General features: G+C 52.0%; 17 protein-coding genes. 7 read left to right on the top strand and 10 right to left on the bottom strand.

The window, feature by feature from the left end; translation table 11 throughout:
* Window position 1: 1 nt before the first annotated feature.
* From C12CBH8_RS04255 to C12CBH8_RS04225, 7 genes are all read right to left on the bottom strand, one after another.
* The gene (locus tag C12CBH8_RS04255) at window positions 2–1,906 is read right to left on the bottom strand and encodes a YgiQ family radical SAM protein (protein ID WP_215533614.1); all 1,905 of its coding nucleotides are present in this window, start codon (window positions 1,904–1,906) and stop codon (window positions 2–4) included.
* Window positions 1,907–2,047: 141 nt separating this feature from the next.
* Window positions 2,048–4,597 carry an FtsK/SpoIIIE family DNA translocase gene (locus C12CBH8_RS04250; protein ID WP_215533613.1) on the bottom strand — a complete coding sequence of 850 codons (2,550 nt, stop codon included), beginning with the start codon at window positions 4,595–4,597 and terminating at the stop codon, window positions 2,048–2,050.
* Window positions 4,598–4,641: 44 nt separating this feature from the next.
* Window positions 4,642–5,511: an undecaprenyl-diphosphate phosphatase gene (locus C12CBH8_RS04245; protein WP_215533612.1), complete on the bottom strand. Its 870-nt coding sequence runs from the start codon at window positions 5,509–5,511 to the stop codon at window positions 4,642–4,644.
* 127 nt (window positions 5,512–5,638) lie between these two features.
* The gene (locus tag C12CBH8_RS04240; RefSeq protein WP_215533611.1) at window positions 5,639–5,869 is read right to left on the bottom strand and encodes a YlzJ-like family protein; all 231 of its coding nucleotides are present in this window, start codon (window positions 5,867–5,869) and stop codon (window positions 5,639–5,641) included.
* A 1-nt stretch (window position 5,870) separates the two neighbouring features.
* A complete protein-coding gene (locus tag C12CBH8_RS04235) occupies window positions 5,871–6,593 on the bottom strand; it encodes a ClpP family protease (RefSeq protein WP_390489963.1) in 723 nt (240 codons plus the stop codon).
* A 280-nt stretch (window positions 6,594–6,873) separates the two neighbouring features.
* Window positions 6,874–8,226 (bottom strand): 2-hydroxyacyl-CoA dehydratase, encoded by a 1,353-nt coding sequence (locus C12CBH8_RS04230; protein WP_215533610.1) that lies wholly within the window; start codon window positions 8,224–8,226, stop codon window positions 6,874–6,876.
* Window positions 8,226–11,156: an acyl-CoA dehydratase activase gene (locus C12CBH8_RS04225; protein ID WP_215533609.1), complete on the bottom strand. Its 2,931-nt coding sequence runs from the start codon at window positions 11,154–11,156 to the stop codon at window positions 8,226–8,228. The genes C12CBH8_RS04230 and C12CBH8_RS04225 overlap by 1 nt, the downstream gene beginning before the upstream one ends.
* A 307-nt stretch (window positions 11,157–11,463) precedes the next feature.
* Here C12CBH8_RS04225 and C12CBH8_RS04220 point away from each other — a divergent pair, with 307 nt between their 5' ends.
* The 4 genes from C12CBH8_RS04220 to C12CBH8_RS04205 all read left to right on the top strand — a co-directional run bounded on the left by C12CBH8_RS04220 (window position 11,464) and on the right by C12CBH8_RS04205 (window position 16,879).
* A complete protein-coding gene (locus C12CBH8_RS04220) occupies window positions 11,464–13,395 on the top strand; it encodes an aconitate hydratase (RefSeq protein WP_090267424.1) in 1,932 nt (643 codons plus the stop codon).
* A gap of 30 nt (window positions 13,396–13,425) precedes the next feature.
* Window positions 13,426–14,604, top strand: a complete 1,179-nt coding sequence (locus C12CBH8_RS04215) for an isocitrate/isopropylmalate family dehydrogenase (RefSeq protein ID WP_090267427.1) — start codon at window positions 13,426–13,428, stop codon at window positions 14,602–14,604.
* 15 nt (window positions 14,605–14,619) lie between these two features.
* Window positions 14,620–15,267 (top strand): redox-sensing transcriptional repressor Rex, encoded by a 648-nt coding sequence (locus tag C12CBH8_RS04210; protein ID WP_090267430.1) that lies wholly within the window; start codon window positions 14,620–14,622, stop codon window positions 15,265–15,267.
* 226 nt (window positions 15,268–15,493) lie between these two features.
* Entirely contained in the window at window positions 15,494–16,879 is a 1,386-nt protein-coding gene (locus tag C12CBH8_RS04205) for a sodium-dependent transporter (protein WP_215533608.1), read from the top strand.
* A 73-nt stretch (window positions 16,880–16,952) separates the two neighbouring features.
* Here the strand turns inward: C12CBH8_RS04205 and C12CBH8_RS04200 are convergent, their stop codons facing one another.
* Window positions 16,953–17,633: a TIGR00266 family protein gene (locus C12CBH8_RS04200; RefSeq protein WP_090267436.1), complete on the bottom strand. Its 681-nt coding sequence runs from the start codon at window positions 17,631–17,633 to the stop codon at window positions 16,953–16,955.
* A gap of 246 nt (window positions 17,634–17,879) precedes the next feature.
* Here C12CBH8_RS04200 and C12CBH8_RS04195 point away from each other — a divergent pair, with 246 nt between their 5' ends.
* The 3 genes from C12CBH8_RS04195 to C12CBH8_RS04185 all read left to right on the top strand — a co-directional run bounded on the left by C12CBH8_RS04195 (window position 17,880) and on the right by C12CBH8_RS04185 (window position 23,317).
* Window positions 17,880–18,470 carry a TetR/AcrR family transcriptional regulator gene (locus C12CBH8_RS04195; RefSeq protein ID WP_090267438.1) on the top strand — a complete coding sequence of 197 codons (591 nt, stop codon included), beginning with the start codon at window positions 17,880–17,882 and terminating at the stop codon, window positions 18,468–18,470.
* A gap of 78 nt (window positions 18,471–18,548) precedes the next feature.
* Window positions 18,549–20,666 (top strand): efflux RND transporter permease subunit, encoded by a 2,118-nt coding sequence (locus C12CBH8_RS04190; protein ID WP_215533607.1) that lies wholly within the window; start codon window positions 18,549–18,551, stop codon window positions 20,664–20,666.
* 11 nt (window positions 20,667–20,677) lie between these two features.
* On the top strand, window positions 20,678–23,317 hold the full coding sequence (locus C12CBH8_RS04185; RefSeq protein WP_215533606.1) for a hypothetical protein: 2,640 nt from the start codon (window positions 20,678–20,680) through the stop codon (window positions 23,315–23,317).
* A 66-nt stretch (window positions 23,318–23,383) separates the two neighbouring features.
* Here the strand turns inward: C12CBH8_RS04185 and C12CBH8_RS04180 are convergent, their stop codons facing one another.
* Window positions 23,384–24,388, bottom strand: a complete 1,005-nt coding sequence (locus C12CBH8_RS04180) for an ABC transporter substrate-binding protein (RefSeq protein ID WP_215533605.1) — start codon at window positions 24,386–24,388, stop codon at window positions 23,384–23,386.
* Between the two features lie 190 nt (window positions 24,389–24,578).
* Window positions 24,579–25,445, bottom strand: a complete 867-nt coding sequence (locus C12CBH8_RS04175) for a DegV family protein (RefSeq protein ID WP_099323402.1) — start codon at window positions 25,443–25,445, stop codon at window positions 24,579–24,581.
* Window positions 25,446–25,588: the final 143 nt, after the last annotated feature.

Here is a 25,588-nt window from a genome sequence, read left to right as displayed (position 1 = left end):
TTTAACGGCCCTTCTTCTTTTTCGTCTGGCCAAAGGCGTTTCTCCCCTTTCCTACTGCATGTTTCCTACCGCTTGGCAGATGCTTTCCTTTTTGTCCCCCGCCGTTTTGGAATGGTTTTCCCGGCGCCACCAGACAATTCGGCCCGGTTCCAATCAGATCCGACCTCCCGGCTCTGCGCAACGCCTCCAATACCTTTTCCTTGTGCTGGGGCATGAACCATTGGAGTAGCGCCCGCTGCATGGCCTTCTCCTCCGGCTTTTTCGGGACATACACTTCTTTTAGCGTGTAAGGATCCAGTCCGGTGTAAAACATGGCGGTGGAGATGGTCCCGGGAGTGGGATAAAAGTCCTGCACCTGTTCGGGATGAATGCCCTCCTTCTTGAGGAACAAAGCAAGCTCCACCGCATCCTTCAACGTGCTCCCCGGATGGGAGGACATGAGGTAGGGCACCAGATACTGTTTTTTTCCGATGCTTTTGGTGATCTCGTAAAACCGCTTGGCAAAACGCCGGTAGGTCTCGATGTGGGGTTTGCCCATTTTATCCAGCACGGCAGCCGAACAGTGTTCCGGCGCAACCTTGAGCTGTCCACTGACGTGGTATGTAATCAGCTGTTTTAAAAAGGTCTCGTCCGGATCCTCCATCAGATAGTCAAACCGGATGCCCGATCGGATAAACACCCTTTTGACCTTGGGTAACGCCCGGATCTTCTGAAGCATGGCGAGATATTCCTTGTGATCCACTTCCATCTGTGGGCACGTCTTAGGAGCCAGACATTTTTTCCCTTTGCACAGTCCCCGCTCCAACTGCCCTTTGCAAGAGGGATGACGGAAATTGGCTGTAGGACCTCCTACATCGTGGATGTATCCTTTAAACCGAGGGGACTTGGTCAGCTTTTCCGCTTCCCGCAGTACCGACGCTTCGCTGCGGCAGGTCACCTGTCTCCCCTGGTGGAAGGCGATGGAGCAAAAGTTACAGGCTCCAAAGCATCCGCGGTTGTGGGTGATGGAGAATTCCACCTCCTGGATGGCTGGTACGCCCCCCTCCTTCTCATAGGACGGGTGGAACATGCGCTCGTAAGGCAGTTCATAGATCCGGTCCAGCTCCTCCTGATTCAAAGGGGGCATAGGTGGATTCTGCACCAGAATCATACCGCCATGCCGCTGAATGACCGTTTTTCCCCTGACAGCATCCTGTTCGTCCTGCTGGATGCGGGCGGCCACGGCGTATTCCCGCTTGCTCTGCTGCACCCGCTCCAAGGAGGGACATTCCTTCACCGGGCCGGGGCTGTACTGCCTGGTGGGGATAAGATAGCAGGTGCCTAAAATATCGGTCATGCTGTGGATGTCCTCTCCCGCGGCCAATCGATGGGCGATGAGGCTTATTTGCTTTTCCCCCATGCCGTAGGTGAGGAGATCGGCTCCGGAATCCATCAGGATAGACGGCATCACCGTATCGGCCCAATAATCATAGTGAGCAAAGCGGCGCAAGGATGCCTCCAACCCACCGATCACAATGGGGATATCCGGGTAGCATGCCCGGATGCATTTACAATAGGTGATGACCGCACGGTCGGGACGCTTCCCCGCTTTGTTGCCCGGGGAATAGGCGTCGTCGCTTCGCTTGCGTCTGGCAGCGGTGTAGTGGGCCACCATGGAATCGATGTTGCCCGCCGTCACCAAAAATCCAAGCCGCGGCCGACCAAATCGGGTAAAATCCTCCCCATCCCGCCAGTTTGGCTGGGCCAGAATGGCCACGCGGAATCCCTCATCCTCCAGCATGCGGGACAGGATAGCCACTCCAAAACTGGGATGGTCTACATAGGCATCTCCCGTGACAAACACAAAGTCGGGCCGATCCCAGCCGCGCTGTTTCATTTCGTCTGATGTAATGGGTAAAAAGGACATAGAACTCCCTTTCTATCGATAAAAATACAATTCTTTCTGTTGTTTGATTATACCTTGGCAGGACACACTTGTCCAGTCCGGCCACTTGTCCCCCTGCAAAAAAAGCCGCCGGGAGACACTCCCAGCGGCTTCCTGCATTGTTTAATCTGTGGTATCCGATCCGTCGTCGGGACGGTTCATGCTCATCTCCATCCACTGCTGGCGGGTCATAAGCACCTTACGGGGTTTACTTCCCTCGTGCGGGCCGATGATGCCCCGCTGTTCCAGCTCGTCCATGATGCGGCCTGCCCGGGCGTATCCCAGGCGCAAACGGCGCTGTAGCATGGATGTGGAAGCTTCTCCCGCCTCCACCACCAGTTCAATGGCTTGGGGAAGCATCTCATCCCCCTGGCCATCGTCGGCGCCTCCGCCTTTGGGAGCTTTCTCCTTGGCGGCCTGTTTTTCGATTTCCTCCATGATGGATTCATCGTATTCGCCGGTTTTTTCTCCGCTGTCCTTGATGTACTGTACCACCGATTCCACTTCGGTATCGGTGACAAAGCAGCCCTGGATACGGATCGGTTTGGAAGCCCCTACCGGATAAAAGAGCATGTCGCCCCGGCCCAGCAGTTTCTCCGCTCCACCCATGTCCAGGATGGTCCGGGAGTCCACCTGGGAGGACACCGAAAAGGCCACACGGCTGGGGATGTTCGCCTTGATGATACCGGTGATGACATCCACCGACGGGCGCTGGGTGGCGATGACAAGGTGCATGCCGGCGGCACGGGCCATCTGAGCCAAGCGGCAGATGGAATCCTCCACTTCGTTGGGAGCGGCCATCATCAGGTCGGCCAGCTCGTCGATGATGATGACGATTTGGGGCAGAGGACGCAGATCCTCCCGCGTCGCCGCCAGACGGTTATAGGCTTGCAGGTCGCGGACGTTGCAATCGGCAAAAATCTTGTACCGTCCCAGCATCTCGGTCACCGCCCATCCCAGAGCGCCGGCTGCCTTACGGGGATCGGTAACCACCGGGACCAGCAAATGGGGGATGCCGTTGTAGACGCCCAATTCCACCACCTTGGGATCTATCATCAAAAGGCGGACTTTATCCGGCGACGATTTGTAAAGAAGGCTCAGGATAATGGAGTTGATGCACACCGATTTACCCGAACCGGTTGCGCCGGCGATGAGCAGATGGGGCATCTTGCCCAGATCCGCTAAGGCGACGCTGCCGGCGATGTCCTTGCCCAAGGCGACGGCCAGATTGCTGCGGGAAGACTGAAACGCCGGGGAATCCAAAATTTCCCGGATATGCACCACATGCACCGTTTTATTGGGCACCTCAATGCCCACTGCCGGCTTGTTTGGGATAGGGGCTTCGATGCGCACCCCAGCTGCCGCCAAGTTCAGCGCGATATCGTCGGCCAAACCGGTGATCTTGCTGATCTTGACACCGGCCGACGGCTGGAGCTCATACCGCGTCACCGCCGGGCCCCGGCTGATGTCTACAATTCGTGTCTCCACGCCAAAGCTCCGCAGAGTATCCACCAGACGGTCGGCATTGGCGCGCAGTTCCGACTGCACATTGCGTTCGTCCACCGCCGGGGAAGGCTCCAAAAGCGACGTAGGCGGATAACGGTATGGCTCCTCCTCAGGTTCAGGCGTCACAGGAGTCTTGGCCCCGGAAGATGCTGCCGGCATCGGGAGAGGCGTCATCGGTGCAGGCGCCGGGTCGGAGGTACGCTTTGCTTCGGACGCTGCTTTGTTCACAATATCGTCCAGAGCGGCACTGTCCCCCTGAGGCTCCTCCTGCTCCGGTTGTGGAGCTGGCGCCGGTGTTGCTTTGATTTTAGCCTTCGGCTGATCGGATTCTCCTCGCATGAGACGTTCCAATTTCTCCAGCTTGGAGGACTTTTTTGGCTTAGGTTTGGGCGGCGCTTCGGCCTGCACAGGATGCTCCGGCATAGGATCGTCCACCGGAATATCAATGTTAAATGGGACGGCTGTAGGGCCGTTGTAATCATCTTGTTCCTGACGGTATTGCCTCGACTGGGCCGCCGACTGACGGACTTTCTTCGCCGGTTTTTTGATCCAACGGAACAGCGTAATAAGTGTGGTTCCTGTCACCAGCATCAAAAACACAAAAATCAACAGGCAGATGACGATTTTCGCCCCCACCGATCCGCAGAGGGATAACAGCGGCATCCCCAAAATCCCACCGATAAGACCTCCGCCCGAGACATTGGCCCCCTGCTGGAACAGTTCCCACAATCCGGCGAAATAGCTGCCGATGTCGGCCGCGCCAGCCGCATGGGTAAAAATGTGAATGGCGCTGCATACCATCCCGACCAAGGTAAACGCCTGCCAGACCTTGGTGCCGATCTTGCCGATGGGCTGATCCAAGGCAGCAATGACGGCGATATAAATCAGCACCGGCGGCCAAACGTAGGCGCTGACTCCAAACAGTCCAAACAGTCCGCCCCGGATGCCCGCCCACAGCGACTGTCCTGGAATAAACAGCATGGCAATGAGCAGCAGGGCCACGGCAAACAACACCACCGACCACGCCTGTCGATGCTGACGCCGTTGTTCTTCATACTGTTTGGCAGCTGCTGAACGGGGCGGTGATGACTTTTTAGCTCCTGTGGTCTTCTTCGCAGGGGCTTTTTTTTGAGGAGGCTTCTTTTTCTTTGTCGTCGCGGTCGCCATATGTAAACACCTTTCTACTTCTTCTCTACTTTTTCATCTGAATCTTATCCTAACAATGCCTGAAAAATAGTCTGACCGGCAGCGTGTTCATACAGTCCTTCCAAAAGAACCAGCGTTCCCAGACTCAGGCAATAGATGCCAAACACATTCATTTTATCTTTTTTCACCAAAAGCTCCAATGCCTTAATAGCGAAGAATCCCACCACAGCCGCCACCAATACGCCCACTAGAACCGGCGCCCATTCGACGGATGTGGATTGTTCCACCGCATCCCCGATCTCCAAAACATTGGCGGCTAAAATGGCCGGCAACCCTATCACAAAGGAAAACGGTACGGCATATTGCTTAGGAAGCCCAAGGAAGAGGCCTGTTGCAATGGTGGAGCCGCTGCGGGAAACTCCCGGCAGCGCCGCAAGCCCCTGGAATGCGCCGATCGCCAAAGAATCAGGTACCGAGATGATTTTATCTCCATCCCGTTTGCCCGCCCAATGCCCCATCATCAAAAGGCATCCTGTAGCCAGGAAACAGATTCCCTCCACCACAATATCCCCATCCTGGGACCAGTGGGAGAAGAGATCCTTGAGGGGCAGAAACGCAAACAGCGGAAGTTCCGCCACAATGACCATCACCACCATACGGCGGGTGACCGACATGCCTTTCCATCGGAAGCGTCCCTTGACAATGTCCCCCAGCATGTGGAAAAACTCCAGGATGAGTTCCCCGATCAGACGGCGGAACACAAAAAATACGGCAAATACCGTTCCCAAATGCAGCAACACGGTAAATAAAAGCGAACTATCGCTGGTCGTACCGGTAAAATGCTGCACCAGTGAAAGATGGCCGTCGCTGGATATCGGGAGGAATTCCGTCACTCCCTGTACGATCCCCTGCACAAGTGCATCCCAAATCGACATTTCATCCCCGCCTCATCCATCAGAATAAAACCACGGGGCATTGCGGCACGTAAAAAACCGCCTCTGCCCCGTTTTTGGTCTTAAGAAATGGTATGCCTTACAGGGATCAAACATGAATGCCTTGCCCTTATACCCTCTCCTTCCTCCCTACGCCGATGGGAACCCCATCCAAAGGGGAACCCGGGGCATAGCGGGGATCGAGATAACTTTTGGGATCGGTGGAGATCAGACGGGAAACAGCAGGACCATCCGGCGTTTGGACGGCTTCCACAAATCCCGCTTGCGTTTCTATTATCTCACGTTTTTCCATGTCCTGCAACCCCAGAATGGCTTCGGTTGGCACGATGCTGTAGAACATCTTATTGCCCTCCTCCCTGCTCGATCATCTGATAAAGACAGTTCATGGCGTCGGACAAAGAACCTAATTGATCGATAAGCCCCTCTGCCACAGCTTGTTCGCCGTCCAGCACCGTCCCCACATCGGTGACCAGTTCGCCGGTGGTCATCATGAGATCATAAAAACGTTTGGGATCGATGTGGGAATTGTCGGTGATAAACCGGGTGATGCGATCCTGCATTTTATCAAAGTAGGAGAATGCCTGCGGGACGCCCAATACAAGGCCGTTCATACGCACAGGATGCACCGTCATGGTGGCCGACGGCGCAATAAAGCTGCACTTGGCCGATACGGCCAGCGGGACGCCGATGGAATGTCCGCCGCCCAGAACCAGGGATACCGTCGGCTTCTTCATGCCGGCGATGAGTTCTGCAATGGCTAATCCCGCTTCAATATCGCCGCCCACGGTGTTGAGCAAAATCAATAGGCCTTCAATTTCCGGATCCTCTTCGATGGCAACCAGCTGAGGAATGACGTGTTCATACTTGGTGGTTTTGTTCTGAGGCGGCAAAATGTAGTGTCCCTCGATCTGGCCGATGACCGTCAGGCAGTGAATCATGTGTTTGCCCTTGGCGGTGGTGATGGATCCCATCTGCATGATCTGCTTCTGCTGCTCGGTGGACGGATACACCTCCTGCTGTTCCTCGTCCTCCTGCTGGATGTCCGGGACTTCCGGCGGGGTGATGGTCTCCTCCTGCTTGACGCCTTTGTCCTCTTTCCCCAGCGTCACGGTTTTGCTGCGGATCCCATTGCGGTGCGGAGGATACCCCTGTACCTGAGAATACCACATGGGTCCCGATGAGGATGCCGAATTTTGGTTCTCGGATCCGCGATAAACGCTATAGGCGCCCATGGAGATGCCGGATGAACGCTCTATCTTTTGTTTTTTCTTGTGATTCTTCTTGGATTTTCCCAAAAAAATCGCCTCCCTTTCCCCTATTGTTACCGGGGAAAGGGAGGGTCATTCATCCAATCGACGATTGGGCCGTTTGCTGGGAATCGGTCTTTATTTCACTCGACTGCGAGCTTCCGCCTTGTTCTTTGCTCAATTCCTTTTCCAAGGCGATGCGGGCGTTGGCCAGCATCAGCTTAATACGGTTTTCCTGATTGATGCGGGTGGCGCCGGGATCGTAATCAATGGCCACGATATTGGCCCCGGGGTTGTTCTCCTTGATCTTGCGGATCATACCCTTGCCGGCTACGTGATTGGGCAGGCATCCAAAGGGCTGGGTACAGACGATGTTGGGTGTCCCGGATTTAACAAGCTCGATCATCTCGCCTGTCAGAAGCCATCCCTCTCCCATCTTATTGCCGTAGCCCAGGTATCCCTGCACCAATTCATGAAGATGGCTGAAAGGTTCGGGAGCACGGAACTCCGGATGTCTCTTGACTACGTCGATGAGAGCATTTTGGCATTTTTCCACGTATTTTTGCAATGCACCGGCGATTACCTTTTTCAGCTTATAGCCGCCGTAAATCCCGACGTCCTCCACGCGGTTGTTGATTTTAAAAAGTACGAAGTCGAGAAGCCCCGGAACAACCGGTTCACAGTCCTCCGACATCAGGAATTCTTCCAGGTTATTGTTGCCCAGCGGGGAATATTTAATGTAAATCTCTCCTACCACGCCGACGCGCACCTTAGGCACCCGGTTGACCGGGATGGATGCAAAATCGGCGGCGATGAGTTCCATGTTTTCCACCACTTTTTTGTACCGCAACGTGGAAGTGTCCTTAAACTCATTGGTCAGCCGATCCTCCCACTCCCGGATCTTGCGATCGGTGTCCCCTTTGACAATCTCGTAAGGCCGGCACTGGTTGGCCAGCAGTACGATCAGATCGCCGTACACAATGGAATACACAAACTGACGAATCAGAGTCAAGCCGAAGCTAAAGCCGGGATTTTTCTCCAAGCCCGACAGGTTGATGGACACCACCGGCACATAGTCATACCCGGCCTTTACCAACGCCTTGCGCAACAGATGTATGTAGTTGGAAGCGCGGCATCCTCCGCCTGTCTGGGTGATGAGAAGCCCCACCTTATGAGGATCGTATTTCCCCGACTGGATAGCGTCGATGAGCTGGCCGATGACCAGCAGAGCGGGATAGCACGTATCGTTGTGGACGTACTTCAAGCCTTCGTCCACGATGCCCCGGTGATTGCTTGTCAGCATATCCACCTTATAACCGTTCATCTCCATGCATTTGCGCATCATGTTAAAATGCACGGGGAGCATTTGCGGCATGAGGAGGGTGTATTCCTCCTTCATCTCTTTGGTAAACAAAAGACGCCCGTCTTTGTCATACACCAATTCTGCCACTATTTGGCCTCCTTCCTTGCCTGCATGGCTGCCAGCAGGCTGCGGATTCGAATCTTAACAGCGCCCAGATTGTTGATCTCATCGATCTTGAGCTGGGTATATAGTTTACCGCCTTTTTCCAAAATATCCCGCACCTCGTCGGTGGTGATGGCATCGATGCCGCAGCCGAAGGACACCAGCTGAATGAGCTGAATGTCGGGCTGAGTCAGCACATACCGGGCGGCGGAATACAGGCGGGAATGGTAAGTCCACTGGTTGAGGACGTGCTGGGCCTGGTAGGGCATATGATGGGCCACACAGTCCTCACTGATGACCACCAGACCAAAGGAGGAAATCATCTGATCGATGCCGTGATTGATCTCCGGGTCGATGTGATAGGGACGGCCGGCCAGCACGATGATGGGCATGTTATGCGCCCGGGCGTAGTCGATATATTCCTGCCCCTTTTGGCGGATGTCCTCCAGCCACTGATGATAGGCATCGTATGCGGCTTTGGCGGCCTCCTTGACCTCTTTGGCAGGAATATCAAACTGTTCTTTAAAATACTCCACAGCCCGTTTTGTAAAATCCTTGGGACGGTGCAGTCCAAAATAGGGCATCAGGAACCGCACATGCTTGAGCTTTTCAATGTTGGCGTCCAGCAGCTCCGGATAATAGGCCACCACCGGACAGTTATAGTTGTTATCGCCTTTGTGTTCATTGAAGTTGTAAGGCATGCAGGGATAAAAGATGGTAGTAACCCCTTTATCCAGCAGCCCCTCAATGTGGCCGTGCATCAATTTCGCAGGATAGCACACCGTATCCGACGGAATGGTATACTGCCCTTTGACGTACAGTTCCCGGCTGGATTCCGGGGACAAAACCACCTCAAACCCCAGCCTGGTGAAGAACTCATGCCAGAAGGGGAGATTTTCGTACATATTGAGGCCCATAGGCAAACCGATCTTTCCCCGTTTGCCCGGCACGCCTTTCAGACCTTGCAGGCGTTTGTACTTATATTGATAAATGTTTGGGATATCCTTGGCTTTTCCCTTTCCCAAGGGACGTTCACATCGGTTGCCCGAAATAAATTTCCGGCCGCCGCCAAACTGATTGATGGTTAAATGACAATTGTTGCCGCATAAGCCGCAGTTGACCGACTTGGAGGTGTAGGAAAACTGCTGTAGGTCCGAAGGGGAAAGCAGGTCCGACTTTTCTTTACCCAAATCCCTTGCAAACAAAGCAGCGCCAAAGGCGCCCATAAGTCCGGCGATGGTGGGGCGGATGACCTCCACCCCCAATTCCTTTTCAAAGGAACGAAGTACGGCGTCGTTGAGGAAGGTTCCTCCCTGGACTACCACATGCCGTCCCAAGTCGGAGGCGCTGGCCACACGGATAACCTTATAGATGGCGTTCTTGACCACGCTGATGGAAAGTCCCGCCGAGATATCGTCCACCCCGGCGCCTTCCTTTTGAGCCTGCTTGACCGATGAATTCATAAACACCGTACAGCGGGATCCCAAGTCCACCGGATGTTTGGCGAAAAGGCCCAGCTTGGCAAAGTCGGCGATGGAGTATCCAAGCGCTTTGGCGAAGGTCTCGATGAAGGATCCGCAGCCGGAGGAACAGGCTTCGTTTAACATGATGCTGTCCACCGCGCCGTTTCGGATTTTAAAGCATTTCATGTCCTGGCCGCCGATGTCCAAAATAAAATCCACATCCGGATTAAAGTGCTGGGCGGCCTTTAGATGGGCCACCGTCTCCACCAGTCCGGCGTCGCAGTTAAAGGCGTTTTTGATGAGGTCCTCGCCATAGCCTGTAACGGCGCTGCCCTTGACGGTGACACGATCGCCGCAAGTATCATAGATCTTTTTGAGTTCCTGTTCCACAATAGCCACAGGGTTGCCCTGGTTGGAAGCATAATAGCTGTAAAGCAAACCGCCGTCAGGGGTAATGAGCACTAATTTTGTGGTAGTACTGCCGGCATCCACGCCCAGATAAGCGTCTCCCCTATAAGCGGCAAGATCCAATTGGGGAACGGTACTGGAATTATGCCGTCTCTTAAATTCTTCGTATTCCTCCTCGGAGGCAAACAGAGGATCCAGCGTATTTTTAAAACTAACCTGTTCGGTAGCGTTCTCCAGCAGGGACAACACCTCTTCGTACGATAAAGTTTTAAGCTTGCCGCTGTAAAGCGCCGCTCCAATGGATACAAAACAATCAGCATTCTCCGGGAAAACAGCGTTTTCCGGGGAGAGCTTCAGCGTCTCCACAAAACGCTTGCGCAAGCCCTTGAGGAAAAAGAGGGGCCCCCCTAAGAACACCACTTTTCCCTCGATGCGTCGGCCTTGCGCCAATCCGGCAACCGTCTGGTTGACAACCGCCTGAAAAATGGAGGCGGCGATATCCTCTTTGCGGGCGCCTTGATTGAGCAAGGGCTGAATGTCGGTCTTGGCGAACACGCCGCAGCGGGAGGCGATGGAATAAATTTTTTCATACCCTTCGCTGAGCTCATCCAGCTCATCAGGGGTGACGGCCAAAAGAGTGGCCATTTGATCGATAAATGCGCCGGTCCCGCCTGCGCAGGAACCATTCATACGCTCCTCTAATCCACCTTGGAAAAAGATAATCTTGGCGTCTTCTCCGCCCAGCTCCACTACGACGTCGGTATCCGGCAAAAAGTGGTCGATGGCGCCGGCCGTAGCAAATACCTCCTGGACGAATTCCAGGTTACATGTCTTGGCCACGCCCAGACCGGCTGATCCCGTTACCGCCACGTGAATCTGATGGCCTTGGAGCAGGTCTTCTACGCGATGCAGCATCTGAGCTGCCTTTTCGCGCACCTTGGAATAATGGCGTTCATACGCCTTAAATAAAATGTTGTCTTGAGCGTCCAGCACCGCGATTTTTACAGTGGTGGAACCGATGTCAATGCCTACTCTCATATCCATAATTATAACTTCTCCCTGAATCAATCGGTGGTTAAAATAGCATTAAAATATCAATACCTTATTATAGCACGCAAAGATTTGATGTCAAACCACAATAAACACCAGCTGGGGAAAAAGTTAACCCCCATTTCTCCTGTATTTTGTAACAATTTCTTTTGTTTTCCTTTGTACAATTTCTATAATGAAAGAAAATGGTAAATGTTTTAGCATTGGTGTCAAACAATTGACAAACGGCTCACTTTCCCTCATAATAAGATTACTTACCTTTAATTATTTATGAGTAGCAGTAGAAAGGAGCTCGCAACTTATGGGACTCACCTTAGCGCAAAAGATCATTTCCGCCCATCTGCTCAGCGGCAAACCTGAGGCCGGTCAGGAAATCGGCCTGAAAATCGACCAGACCTTGACCCAAGATGCCACAGGTACTATGGCCTATTTGGAATTCGAAGCCATGGGGGTAGATCGTGTCAAAACCGAACGTTCGGTAGCTTACATCGATCACAATACCCTCCAGTCCGGCTTTGAGAATGCGGACGATCATCGTTACATTCAGTCCATCGCCAAAAAACACGGCATCTATTTTTCCCGTCCCGGCAACGGCATCTGCCACCAGGTGCATCTGGAACGCTTCGGCAAACCGGGTAAAACCCTGATCGGTTCGGATAGCCATACCCCTACCGGCGGCGGGATCGGCATGCTGGCCTTCGGCGCCGGCGGTCTGGACGTAGCAGTCGCCATGGGTGGCGGCCCTTACTACATTACAATGCCTAAGATGGTCCGGGTCAATCTGACCGGCAAATTAGCTCCCTGGGTTTCGGCAAAAGACGTCATTTTGGAAGTGCTGCGCATTATGAGCGTCAAGGGTGGCGTAGGCAAAATCGTGGAGTACGGCGGCGAAGGCGTCCGTTCTCTCAACGTGCCGGAACGCGCCACCATCACCAACATGGGCGCTGAATTGGGCGCTACTACCTCCATCTTCCCGTCGGACGACATCACCCGCGCCTTTTTGGCCGCACAGGGCCGCGAGGAGGATTGGGTGGAGCTTATCCCCGATGCCGACGCTCAGTACGATGAAGTCATCGACATCGATCTCTCCACTCTGCGTCCCGCTGCCGCCATGCCCCATAGTCCCGACAACGTCAAGGCTGTGGAGGATATCGGCGCTATCAAGGTGGATCAGGTTGTCATCGGCTCCTGCACCAACTCCTCTTATCTGGATTTGATGCGTGTGGCCGCGATCCTCAAGGGTAAGACGGTGTGCCCCAGCGTCAGCCTGTCCATTGCGCCCGGTTCCAAACAGGTTTATCAGATGCTGGCCCAGAACGGCGCTTTGGCCGATATCATCGGCGCCGGCGCCCGCGTGCTGGAATGCGCCTGCGGTCCCTGCATCGGTATGGGACAGTCCCCCAATTCCGCAGGTATCAGCCTGCGTACCTTTAACCGTAACTTCCTGGGCCGTTCCGGCACTGCCGATGCTCAGGTTTATCTTGTCAGCCCCGAAACCGCCGCTGCTTCGGCTCTCACCGGCGTGTTGACCGATCCCCGTACTTTGGGCGAAGCGGTGGACATTGAAATGCCCGGCACCTTCCTCATCAACGACAATATGGTGGTGGAACCCGCCGCTCCTGAGGATGCCGATCAGGTAGAAATCCTCCGCGGCCCCAACATCAAGCCCTTCCCCCAGTCGGAGCCTCTGGCCCAGACCATCGATGCCAAGGCCCTTCTGAAGGTTGGCGACAACATCACCACCGACCACATCATGCCGGCCGGCGCCAAGATCCTTCCCTTCCGCAGCAATATCCCGCATCTGTCCAATTTCTGCTTTACGGTATGTGATCCGGAATTCCCGGCCAGAGCCAAGGCGGAAGGAAAAGGCATCATCGTCGGCGGTTCCAACTACGGCCAAGGTTCTTCCCGCGAGCATGCGGCACTGGTTCCTTTGTATCTGGGCATCAAGGCCGTGATTGCCAAATCCTTTGCCCGCATCCATCAGGCCAACCTGGTCAACGCCGGTATCCTACCCCTGACCTTCGAAAACGAAGCCGACTACGACACCATCGATCAAATGGATGAGCTGGTTCTGCCGGATATCCGTTCCATTGTGGAAAAAGGCGGACAGGCCATCCTTGAGAATAAGACCAAGGGCACTAAGATGAAGGTTAACTGCCAGTTGTCAGACCGTCAGCGCGCCATGATGCTGGCCGGCGGACTGCTCAACTACACCAGAGAACAAGCCTAGTCATTGCCTACCAATAAGGAGGATTTTATCATGGATATGGAACAAAAAATCGCTGCTGCCCATGAGCAGTTTGACAAAGTCATCCGTTCCCAGCTGGCTCGTGTGGAACGCATGGCGGAACAGAAGGATTTCATCGATTACGATAAGCTGGATAAGCTGACCATCGGCGTGTGCGGCGGCGACGGCATCGGCCCGGTCATCACCAAAGAATCGGCACGTGTGCTGGAGTACCTGCTGGATGACGAAGTCAAAAGCGGCAAGGTGGAGTTTAAGGTCATCGACGGCCTGACCATTGAACACCGCGCGGAAGTGGGCAAGGCCATTCCGGATGACGTTCTGGAGGAGCTCAAACAGTGCCCCGTCATCCTCAAGGGTCCCACCACTACCCCCCGCGCCGGCGATCCCTGGCCCAACATCGAGTCTGCCAACGTGGCCATGCGCAAGGAATTGGATCTGTTTGCCAACGTCCGTCCCGTTAAGGTCCCGGAAAAGGGTATCGACTGGACCTTCTACCGTGAAAACACCGAAGGTGCCTATGCCCTGGGTTCCCAGGGTGTACATGTGACCGACGATCTATCTGTGGACTTCACCGTCACCACCACCGAAGGCACGGAACGCATCGCCCGTCTGGCTTATGAGTATGCCCATAAGGCGAAAAAGGGCAAGGTATCCATCATCACCAAGGCAAACGTAGTCAAGACCACCGACGGCAAATTCCTCAAGCTCTGCCAGGAGATCGGCAAAGAGTATCCGGATATCGTCACCGATGACTGGTACATCGACATCACCACTGCAAAGCTCATCGACGAAAAACGCCGTCGTGACTTTAAGGTATTTATCCTGCCCAACCTGTACGGCGATATCATCACCGACGAAGCCGCTGAGTTCCAGGGCGGCGTCGGCACCGCCGGCAGCGCCAACATCGGCAAACGCTACGCCATGTTTGAAGCCATCCACGGTTCGGCTCCCCGCATGGTGGCCGAAGGCCGCGACAAATATGCCGATCCCTGCTCTATGCTTCGGGCAACGGTCATGCTTTTGTCCCACATCGGCCGCCAAGAAAAGGCCGATCTGCTGGAGCAGGCTTTGGATATCTGCATGTTCAAAGAGAAAAAGCTTGTCATCACCGGCCGCGATAACGGCGCTACTTGCCGTGAATTTGGCGATTACGTCATGGAGACCATCAAAGCTCTGCAAGAGCAGAAATAAGGGCTGGTTATTTTCATGAGTACGAAGCGCGACAATATCTCTCTTTCGGTGATACGACGCCTTCCGCGGTACCATCGTTTTCTCCACGACCTCATGTTAAGCGGCGTCACCCGCATATCATCCCGGGAATTGTCGGAGCGTATGGGGCTCACTGCCTCCCAGATCCGTCAGGATCTCAACTGTTTCGGTGGGTTCGGCCAACAGGGGTACGGCTATATTGTAGAACAGCTCTACGATGAGATCAGCCGTATTTTAGGCGTTGGCAACAACCTTCCCACCATTCTGTTGGGCGCCGGCAATCTAGGTCACGCTATTGCTTCCCATATGGTGTTTGAAGACCGTGGATTTCATTTAATCGGTATTTTTGACCGGGATCCCAAGCTGCAAGGCCAGGAAATCAACGGCATCCCCATCTCCAGCGGCGATTGTTTGGAGGAGTTCTGCAAACAAAACAAGCCGGTTGTGGCCATTCTCTGTTTGCCCCGGGATGCTGTGTTTGATATCGCCAAGCGTCTTGTGGAATGGGGTGTGGAAGGATTTTGGAACTTCAGCCATTTTGACTTGTCCCTCCATTTTCCCAACATTGTAGTGGAAAATGTCCACTTGGGAGATAGTCTCCTTACCCTGAGCTACCGCGTCAGTGAACATCGAAGACAGGAGTAGAAAAAGTATCTGTCATACTCCTGCTCTTCTATTGGCATTGGTTGCAATGATAAAACCGTCTGACTGTCTGTATTTTACACCAGCCAGGCGGTTTCTTTTTCTTCTAACTTGGTAAAATAACCGTTATATTTCGCTGTTTCTTCTAGAATTATATTGTATTTGAGGGAAGAATCTGGTAATATAAAGAAATCATTTCAAGATTGTTAAAAGAAAAGGTGGAAGGTTTATGCAGCGTGAAAAATTTTCCTCTCGGCTGGGATTCCTGTTGATCTCGGCCGGATGCGCCATTGGACTCGGCAATGTCTGGCGCTTCCCCTTCGTCACCGGTAAATACGGTGGCGCTGCCTTTGTGCTCATCTACTTGGTATTTTTGATCGCTCTCGGGCTGCCCATCATGGTGATGGAATTCTCTGTAGGCCGTGCCAGTCAAAAGAGCGTTGCTAAATCATTTGACGCTCTGGAACCTCCCGGTTCCAAGTGGCATCTGCATAAGTATCCTGCACTCATCGGCAATTACCTGCTGATGATGTTTTACACTACCATCGGCGGCTGGATGCTCATCTACTGCTTTAAGATGATCTCTGGAGAATTTACCGATATGAATTCGGAACAGGTCTCTGGAGTTTTTCAGTCCATGCAAATGAACCCTACCATAATGATTGTAGCGATGGTCGTGGTTGTGGTGGCGTGTTTTGGAGTGTGCTCCGGCGGTCTTCAGAAAGGCGTGGAAAAAATTACGAAAGTCATGATGCTGTGTCTGCTTGGCATTATGGCTGTTTTGGCTGTCCACTCCCTCACTTTGCCCGGTGCAGGGGAAGGTCTCTCCTTTTACCTCTTCCCTGACTTCTCTAAATTGACTGAAAACGGTCTGTTTAACGCCATCTTCGATGCTATGGGACAAGCTTTCTTCACTCTCAGCATCGGCATGGGATCCCTGGCCATCTTCGGCAGCTACATCGATAAAAAGCACTCTTTAACAGGAGAAGCGGTTCGGATCTCCCTGCTGGACACCGGCGTTGCCCTCATTGCAGGCCTTATTATTTTTCCCGCCTGCTTTACCTTTGGCGTTAATCCGGACAGTGGTCCCAATTTGATTTTCGTTACCCTGCCCAATGTCTTCGCCTCCATCCCAGGCGGACAAATTTGGGGATTCCTATTCTTCGTCTTTTTGCTCTTTGCCGCTTTGTCCACGATTATCGCAGTGTTTGAAAATATTATCTCCTGCTGGATGGATTTAAAAGGCTGGAGCCGCCGCAAGACGGTGCTCATCAATTTAGTAGCTATTTTAATCTTATCCCTGCCCTGCATTTTGGGCTTTAATCTGTGGAAAGAATTCCAGCCCTTTGGAGATGGGAGCACCATCTTAGACTTGGAAGATTTCCTGGTGAGCAACAATCTGCTTCCCTTAGGCTCCTTGGTGTACCTATTATTCTGCACCTCCCGCTACGGATGGGGATGGAAAAACTTCCAAAAAGAAGCCAACGCTGGAAATGGCCTCAAATTCCCCAAATGGTCCCGGGTGTATGTATCTTATATCCTGCCGATCATTGTGATCGTTATCTTTGTGCAAGGGTATATCGCTAAGTTCTTCCCTCAGCTTTTCGGCGGATAAATTTTACTGCAAAAAGCCGACGTCCTTCTGGAAAAGGACGTCGGCTTTTTATGTTTTATCATCAAAGTAAAGTTTAATTGCCGGTTGGCATGAAGGGACGCACCACTCCCGCCAATTGACTGATGGGCATGGTTTGCAGGATCACCTTTCCCGGACCAGTGACCAGAGTATTAAAGACACCTTCACCGCCAAACAGCATGTTTTTGACGCCCTTGACCTTCTGGATGTCCATCTTACAGGTCTCGCTCATGGCCGCCAGATATCCAGTATCGATCACGATGGATTCATTTGGCCCCAGATCGTATTCAATAGCGTAACCATCGATCTCCAAGAAGGCAACGCCTTGTCCGGTCAAATGCTGCATAATAAAGCCTTCGCCGCCAAAAAAGCCGCTTCCCAATTTCTTCTGGAAGAAAATCGAAAGTCCTACGCCTACTTCCGAAGCCAAAAAGGCGCTTTTCTGCACAATCAAACCTTCTGACGGAGTGATATGTACAGTGCGGATGGAACCTGGGAAACTGGATGCAAAGGCGATCATGCCGGGGCCGCCTTCCGCTGTATAGACATTTTGGAACATAGCTTCTCCAGAAAACATACGTCCGAACATCTTCCCGACACCGCCATTGCTGGTGGTTTCCATCTTCATATTGGGACTCATCCAAGCCATGGCACCTTTTTCGGTGATCATTCTCTCTCCGGCGTCTAAATAACAGATGGCTGCTGGCAAAGGCGTCCCTTGAATTTCATATTTCATAATTGCAATACCCTCCTTGTCTATTATGGTAAGTATACCGTATTTTACATCGATCGACAACCTCTTTTTATTCCATATTCATATAGGAATGTTATTCTATTTGGACAATCTAAATTATGAACAAATTGTAAAAAACAGCTTTTCATAATTGACCAATAGTCATTTTTGTGATACCATAATCCCGCAATCAAAAATGACTATTGGTCAATTGCCTGTCCACAGCCTAACTTTAAGGAGGGGGTCACCGTGGAAACAGCATCGGAAAAGAAAAAATTAAAACGTCTCAAATTGATGGATGCAGGCTACGATCTCTTTATCACGAAAGGAATCAACAACACCGTCATTGACGACATCGTCAAAAAAGCAGGCGTGGCCAAAGGGACATTTTATCTCTACTTTAAGGATAAATACGATCTCGTCAATCAGATCACCCTGCACAAGAGCCTTTTTGTCATCCGTGAAGCTCTCGGGGAGTTAGAAGAACGCAGAAAACAAGAGGCTATGGATTTTGAAAAGGAGATCCTGTTTTTCATCGATTATCTGGTGGAATTCTTCCAAGGGCACAAAGATATGCTCAAACTCATCCGCAAAAACTTTTCCGCCAAACTGTTGTGCGGCGATTCCATCTCTGATCCCGACTTGCAGAAGGCAGTAGACGCCTTTACTCAAAACTTTATGAACAAAGGCGAGACCCTGCAACAGGCGCAACAAACCCTCTACATTATCGTCGCTATGGTAGGTTCTGTGTGCTGCGACGCCATTCTGGAGGAAGAACCCTATTCCCTCTCCCAGATCAAGCCAACCCTCTATTTTCTCATCCGGAAACTGCTTTGTTAAGATTCAGCCGATAGCCCTCAGCCACCGTTGCTGAGGGCTACTGTCTTACACATCTTGCACGAAAAGAGGCGTTTTTTCTTGATTCAACGTTTTGCCCACTGGATCACGCAGCACACCAAATTGATCATTATCGTCTCCGTGCTGCTTCTCATCCCCAGCATAATCGGCGCCGTTTCTACTTACGTCAATTACGATATTCTCTCCTACCTCCCCCAGGACTTGGATTCCACCAAAGGGCAGGAGGTTCTGGATGAGACCTTTCACAACGCCGCCAGTTCCATGCTGATTGTGGAAAACATGCCGGCCAAGGATGTGGATTCGCTGAAGGAAAAAATTAAGGAAGTCCCGGGCGTCAACGATGCCATCTGGGTCAGCGATATTACAGATATCACCGTACCCGGCGAGATCCTCCCCGACGAAATCCGGGATGTTTTCTACAGCCAGGATGGAAATTCCACCATGATCCTGGTGAAGTACGACAATCCCGGCGCTTCCAAAGAGACCCTGGATGCCATCGGTCAGATCCGTTCCATGCTCAATCAGCAGTGCTTTTTGAGCGGTCTTTCGGTCATCGTCAAGGATACCAAGGACTTGGCCGATCAGGAAATGCCCATTTACGTGGGATTGGCGGTTTTGCTCTCCATGGTGGCCATGATGTTCACCATGGAATCCTGGGTGTTGCCGGTCGTATTCCTTGTGGACATCGGTTTTGCCATCCTATATAACTTTGGCACCAACATCTTTCTCGGCCAGGTGTCCTATGTGACAAAATCCATCGCCGCGATTTTGCAGCTGGGCGTCACCATGGACTACTCCATCTTCCTCATCGACCGGTACGAAGAGGAGAAAAATAAATTTCCCGATCGAAAAGAAGCCATGTCCCACGCCATCCAGCGCACCTTTACCTCCCTGTCCGGAAGCTCCCTCACCACCATCTTTGGCTTTCTGGCCCTGTGCTTTATGAGCCTCACCCTGGGTATGGACATCGGCCTTGTGATGGCTAAAGGCGTCGTATTGGGCGTATTGACGGTCATCATCCTGTTGCCTGCCCTTATCCTCACCTTTGACAAACCCATCCACCGATGGCGTCACCGCAGTCTCGTCCCTCAATTTGACGGCATCAATCGATTTGTAATAAAACATCATCGCGTATTTGCCGTGTTGTTCCTTGTGTTGTTCATCCCCGCTTTTTACGCCCAAAGCCACGTCAATATGTACTACAATCTGGACGCTTCTCTCCCCGATACCCTCCCCTCCATCGTGGCCACCAACAAGCTCAAGGACGATTTTAATATGTCATCCACTCATTTTATCGTAGTGGACGACAGCCTTCCGGCCAGCAAGCTGACCCAAATGACGTCGGATATCGAAAAGGTGGACGGTATTGAAAGCGTCCTATCCTACAACAAATTTGTGGGACCGGCTTTCCCGGATGATTTCATCCCGGAAAACCTCAAAGAGATCTGCAAAAAGGACGGCTATCAGCTTCTCATGGTCAATTCCCGTTACCGCGCCGCCATGGACGAAGAAAACGCCCAAATCGAACAACTCAATAACATCGTCAAGTCCTACGATCAAAGCGCCGTCATCACCGGTGAAGGCGCCCTCACCAAGGATCTGATCGACATCGCCGACCACGATTTTAAAATGACCAACTTTATCTCTATCCTGGCTATTTTTATCATCGTCGCCGTCTGCTTTAAATCCATCACCATCCCCATTGTGGTGGTGGCGGCCATCGAACTGGCCATCTTTATCAACGAAGGCATCCCCTTCCTCACCGGGACGGTCATCCCCTTTATCTCCCCAACCGTCATCGGATGCGTCCAGCTGGGCGCCACGGTGGACTACGCCATCCTCTTAACCACCCGGTTCAAAGAGGAACTTCACAACGGCCATGATCGTATGGATGCCATCCGCATCGCCGCCAATGCTTCCGACCGCTCCATTGTTTCCAGCGCCCTGGTGCTGTTCTGCGCCACCTTTGGCGTATCCCTCATCTCCAAAATCGAGATTATCCAGAGCATCTGCGCCATGCTGGCCCGCGGCGCTATCATCAGCGCAGTGGTCATTGTATTCTTGCTCACGCCGGTGCTTCTATGCTGTGAAAAAATATTTGCGAAAACGTCCATCGGCTGGAGAAAATCCAGCGCCAAACCGTCGGAGCATCCCGCTTCCCCATCTCAAATGCAATAGGAGGCTTTTTTATGAAATCCAAAGATATCATCCGAAAAGTTCTTTGCCTTTTGCTGGTTGTGCAGATGATGGCCCTCACCTCCTGCTCTGCCCAGCCCGACATTTCGGTTCAGACGTCTGCCACTCAGTCGTCCAGCGAAACCCAGCCGATCTCATACCGCGATTACAACGGCGCTCTTAAAAAATCGGAAACGGTATATGTCACCTTGGATGCAAACGGTTCTCCCACCAAGACGTTGGTGTCCGATTGGCTGCATGCCGATGAAGCCAACGTCCGTGTGGAGGATCAAAGCGATTTAACCGATATCCAAAACGTCAAAGGGGACAGCAGTCCCAAACAGGACGGCCAGCGTCTCACCTGGGATATGCCCGGTACCGACCTTTATTACCAGGGCCTTTCCGACAAGCAACTACCCGTAAGCATCCAGATCTCCTATTACCTGGACGGTCAGAGCATCCAGCCCCAGGATCTGGCCGGCAAATCGGGCAAAGTGAAGATGGAGATCTCCCTGAAAAACAACCAGTCCCACGCCGTCGATATCGACGGGCAGTCGGTCACCATGTATACTCCTGTCATGGCGGTGGGAGGAATGGTTCTGCCGGAAGAAACATTCCAGAACATCCAAGTTGAAAACGGCGCCCTATTAAGCGACGGCACAAAACAAGCCGCTGTATTTGTATCCCTCCCCGGCTTGGACGAGAGTTTGGGCCTTAGCGATCTGGATATCCCCGATATGGAACCGTTTTCCTTCCCGGAAACCATCACCGTCACCGCCGACTGCACCGATTTCGAGTTGGGCAACATGATGATGGCCATGACCACACAAATCCCTCAGCTGGATACCCTAAAAGTATCCCAAAGCCTTGAGGACGTCAAACAGAATTTAAGCGATTTACAGGACATTCAAAATTCCGTCACCGAGATGGATCCTGATGAAGTGCTGCGGTCTCTTTTAACCGATCCTGAGAAAACAGCGGGGCTTCAGACCCTCACCGATGACCTCGACACCTTCCATCAACTGGATACCTCTCTTCTGGACCTGCTTCCTCAATATATCAGCACCCAGAACATCAATCTTGTGGAGCGGCTGAAAAAAGACGTAAGTGCTTCTCAGCTCGACCAGCTTCTGGATAGCCCCTTCTTAAACAGCCTGGGCGGACAGCTGAACAACCAAAGCATCCAAAATGCCAAACGTCTTTTGGATGACGTAGCCGCACTACAGAACATCGACATCGATCAATTGGACAGCATTCTGGGCAGTCTTGGCAGTGCCGATCAGTTGACGGCTCTCCTCCAGAGCAGCGGCCATTTGGCCGACGAGATTGCCGCACATCCCAGCGCACTTCCTACTCTACAACGTCTTTTAGGCTACAGCGACGACGTCCAGGCTCTGGCAAATCAGCTCCATGATCTTACTTCCTCTCTGGCTGATCAGGGCATCACCTTGGGAGAAGATGAAATCCACACCATGGTATCGGCTTTGGTCAACCAAAAGGCTATGGAAAAATTGTCGGCCGCTACCGGTATAGAAAGCTCTAAATTAGAGGCCATCCTGGCCGTTTCCCCTGCCGATATGATGGGGGATGACGGCATCGTTCCCCCTTCCTATCGGGAAAATGTGACCCTTTGCATCGGATTAGCAGCCTCCAGCGACAGTCAAGTGGCCGCCCTGCAACAAGTCCTCACACAGCAGGTCCAGTCCGGCACGGTATCAGCCGCTTTTGTACCTGTTGTAAAACAGATCCTCTCTACCGTTCAGGATAATCTCAACACTCAACTGTCCCAGGCCGGTCAGATGACCGATCAGGTCACCGCCCAGATCCTGTCCTTGATGCAGGGAGCAAAATCTCTGGAAGCAAACATCGAGGATATCGGTATTCAAAACATCGAAGATTCCATCCAGTTTGTGGAGACCATCATGCCCAGTCTCAGCGACCTCACCTCCTTGCTGGAACAGAATAAAGATCAGCTTTCCTCTTTGCAGAAAGTTCTGGGGGATCCCCAAACCATGCGGTATCTGCAAGATACCAGTTCCAAACTCCTGACAATGAAACAGGATCTGGATGCAAACGCCGGTAATTTACAATTCGTCTCCTCTTTGCTTGAACATTCCAATGATCCCAGTTTACAGGCTTTCGTCAAAATGCTGCCCACCCTGCAAAAGGATCTTAAGGATGCTTCCCCTATTCTCCGGTCACTCTCTCAGGGGATGGACAACGCTCAAACCCGTGCCTCTTTGGAGAACTCTCCTGAGACCATCGCCACTTTGCTCAAGATGAAGGTGGATCTGGAATCCAACCGCCAGATCACCGACGCCCTTACTTCCATTGCATCTCCTGACACCATAGACGCTGCATCAGACGCTTTCTCCAAGCTCAATGATATGATGGAAGAAAATACTGTAGGACAGTATTTAGATACCGCCGATACCGCCGATCTCCTGCTCAAGAAGGTAAATGCCTATGCTGATCTGGGGCAAGACAACAGCATCTTCACCATCGCTCCAGAAGGAGCTCAGACCGATGTAAAATTCATCCTCAAGACAGCCGAAATCAAGAAGCCGGAGGCAGTGGAATCCGCACAGTCGGAGCAAAAGGACAGTTCTGGAATCGGAGCTTGGTTCCAAAACTTATTTCAGAAAAACAAGTGAGTTCTGCCTCCTCACGCAGAAAGGGCCATGCAGGCAATTGCCGCATGGCCCTTTTAGTACATGATTTTATTGATTAACGTACTCCACAAAGCTCAAATCCACAAATTCCCATACATCATTTGGAGCCTCTGCAATGACGCCTAACTCCGTCATTTTTTCGCACAAAGCCTCCACCTGCTCGACAAAGTCCTCGTCGATTTCCCAGTCCAGCTCCAAATTATCCAGCGAGGCTTTGATGATATCCTCATCTATCCCGGTCTGCTGAGCTGATTCGGAAACCCATAAATCCGGATCGTTTTGGAAGGTCTCTGTCGCCATTTTTTGTCCCTTGACCAAATCCTTGATCATTAAATTTTTTCTTTCAGTATTTTCTCTGGTGGTCACCAAAACGGTATCGGTCAGACCAATATCATCATCAAAATAGGGAGTATCCAGAATTCTTACCGTTCCGTCGGACACCGCCTGGGAGACATAAGGTTCTATTCCACAGTAGGCATCAATTTCCCCGTTTTGAAGCAGGGTTTCCATATTTTCCGGACTGGCTTCCTGGATTGTAACGTCGTTTTCAGCGTCCAGTTCATTTTCCTTGAGCAGATTAAGCAGCTGGACATATTGAGTGCTGTCCTTCTGGCAAGCGATGCGTTTCCCCTTTAAATCGGCTACTTCTTGGATATCGGAATCAGCTCCTACCACCAGCGCTGCTCCCTTTTCGTACATGCCGCATACAATAACCACCGGTTTTTCATCGGCCACTGCCTCAATGGCGGCTGTCAGCGACATCCCACAGGCATCCACATCATCGTTCAAAAGCGCCTGTAACTGATCGCTGGAACTCATAAAATTGGAAACCTTGATCTCCCGGCTGCCGTCCAGATATTGACTGTAGTAATTGGGCTGGATGGTCTGAGGCATTTTCCAAGTAGCAACCCGGGCAGTCTGACTGGGATTTTCCGAAGACACCACCGTCTTGGAAGAACTCCCTTCTTCCGACTTTCCACAGCCGGCAAAAATCATGGTCAGGACTAACGTCACGGCCAAAAGAGGCGCTATCTTCTTCCTTGTCTGATTCAAACAATCCACTTCCTTATTCTTGTGATACGGGCTTTTGTTATTAGAATACTCCTCTCTTGTGAAAGAAATATGAAGCATTCTTCAAATTCTGTTAAATGATTTTAAATTTTTTCAATAAGGCATCCCGGACATCGCTCAAAAAAGCACATCGGAAGCCCTTATGGGACTTCGATGTGCTTGCATGGTATCCTTAGCCTCTGGACGGCCCTTGGTAGACAATGGCAATCGCGTCCGGTCCTGTATTGGTAGTGATGGCGCATCCCAGATAAAAAACACGTTCGGGCGGATAGCCCATCTCCTGTTCGCAAAGGGCAGCCAATCGTTCACCGTTTTCCCAATTGGTAGTGCCGATGCTATAAGGCGTCTGACCATCTTTGTGATCCTTGGCATAACGGACCAGGGCGGGAAGCACCTGCTTATCCCCTCTTACCTTGGAACGAACCACCGATTCCCCATCGATCAAACTGATGATTGGACGAAGGCCCAGCAGATCGCCGGCAAAAGCAGCAGCAGCCGATACACGCCCTGATTGCTTGATATACTTAAGCGTATAAGCTGTCAGAAGGATCTCCACCCGGCTGAAGGTATCTTTTAAATAAGTGATAACTTGTTCTACCGGCCGGCCTTCTGCAATCATCTCAGCCGCCCGGCACACTGGTCCGCCGTAGCCAAACGAATAAGTACGGCTATCGATAATGTGGACATTTAGCGTGCTCTCCGGATTCTCGGCTTTGAATTGACGCAATGCCAGCTGTGCCGCATCATTGGTGGCAGAACCGGTGGCATTGATGGTGACCAAAATAACATCTGTGTATCCCTGTTCATCATAGCTTCCATAGAGCTCCAGGAACTGGAACATTGTGATATGAGCCGTGCTGGGGATTCCACTGGCAGTCCGCAAAATATCATAGTACTGCTGAGGTGTAAAATCCACCCGTTCGGTGTAACAATTCCCATCCACAGTGATGGCAAAATTCAATATATTGATGTCCCATTGTCGTTGCAGTTCTTCGGTGATATCACATGCCGAATCGGTAACGATGGCGACCTTCTGCATGATTGTTCAAGCTCCTTTTCACAAAATAAAGTTACAAGGCTTTTCATTATCAACCTCAATTTATTTTTTTGATTATACCATTTCCCCCTTATATACGTCAATATCTTACTCCTATCCTAGGCAATGTCGGGAAAATCATGGAA

Source organism: Solibaculum mannosilyticum (assembly GCF_015140235.1).
In the GTDB taxonomy this organism is placed as follows: Bacteria; Bacillota; Clostridia; order Oscillospirales; family Acutalibacteraceae; genus Solibaculum; species Solibaculum mannosilyticum.
This window is presented reverse-complemented; position numbering and strand designations above follow the sequence as displayed.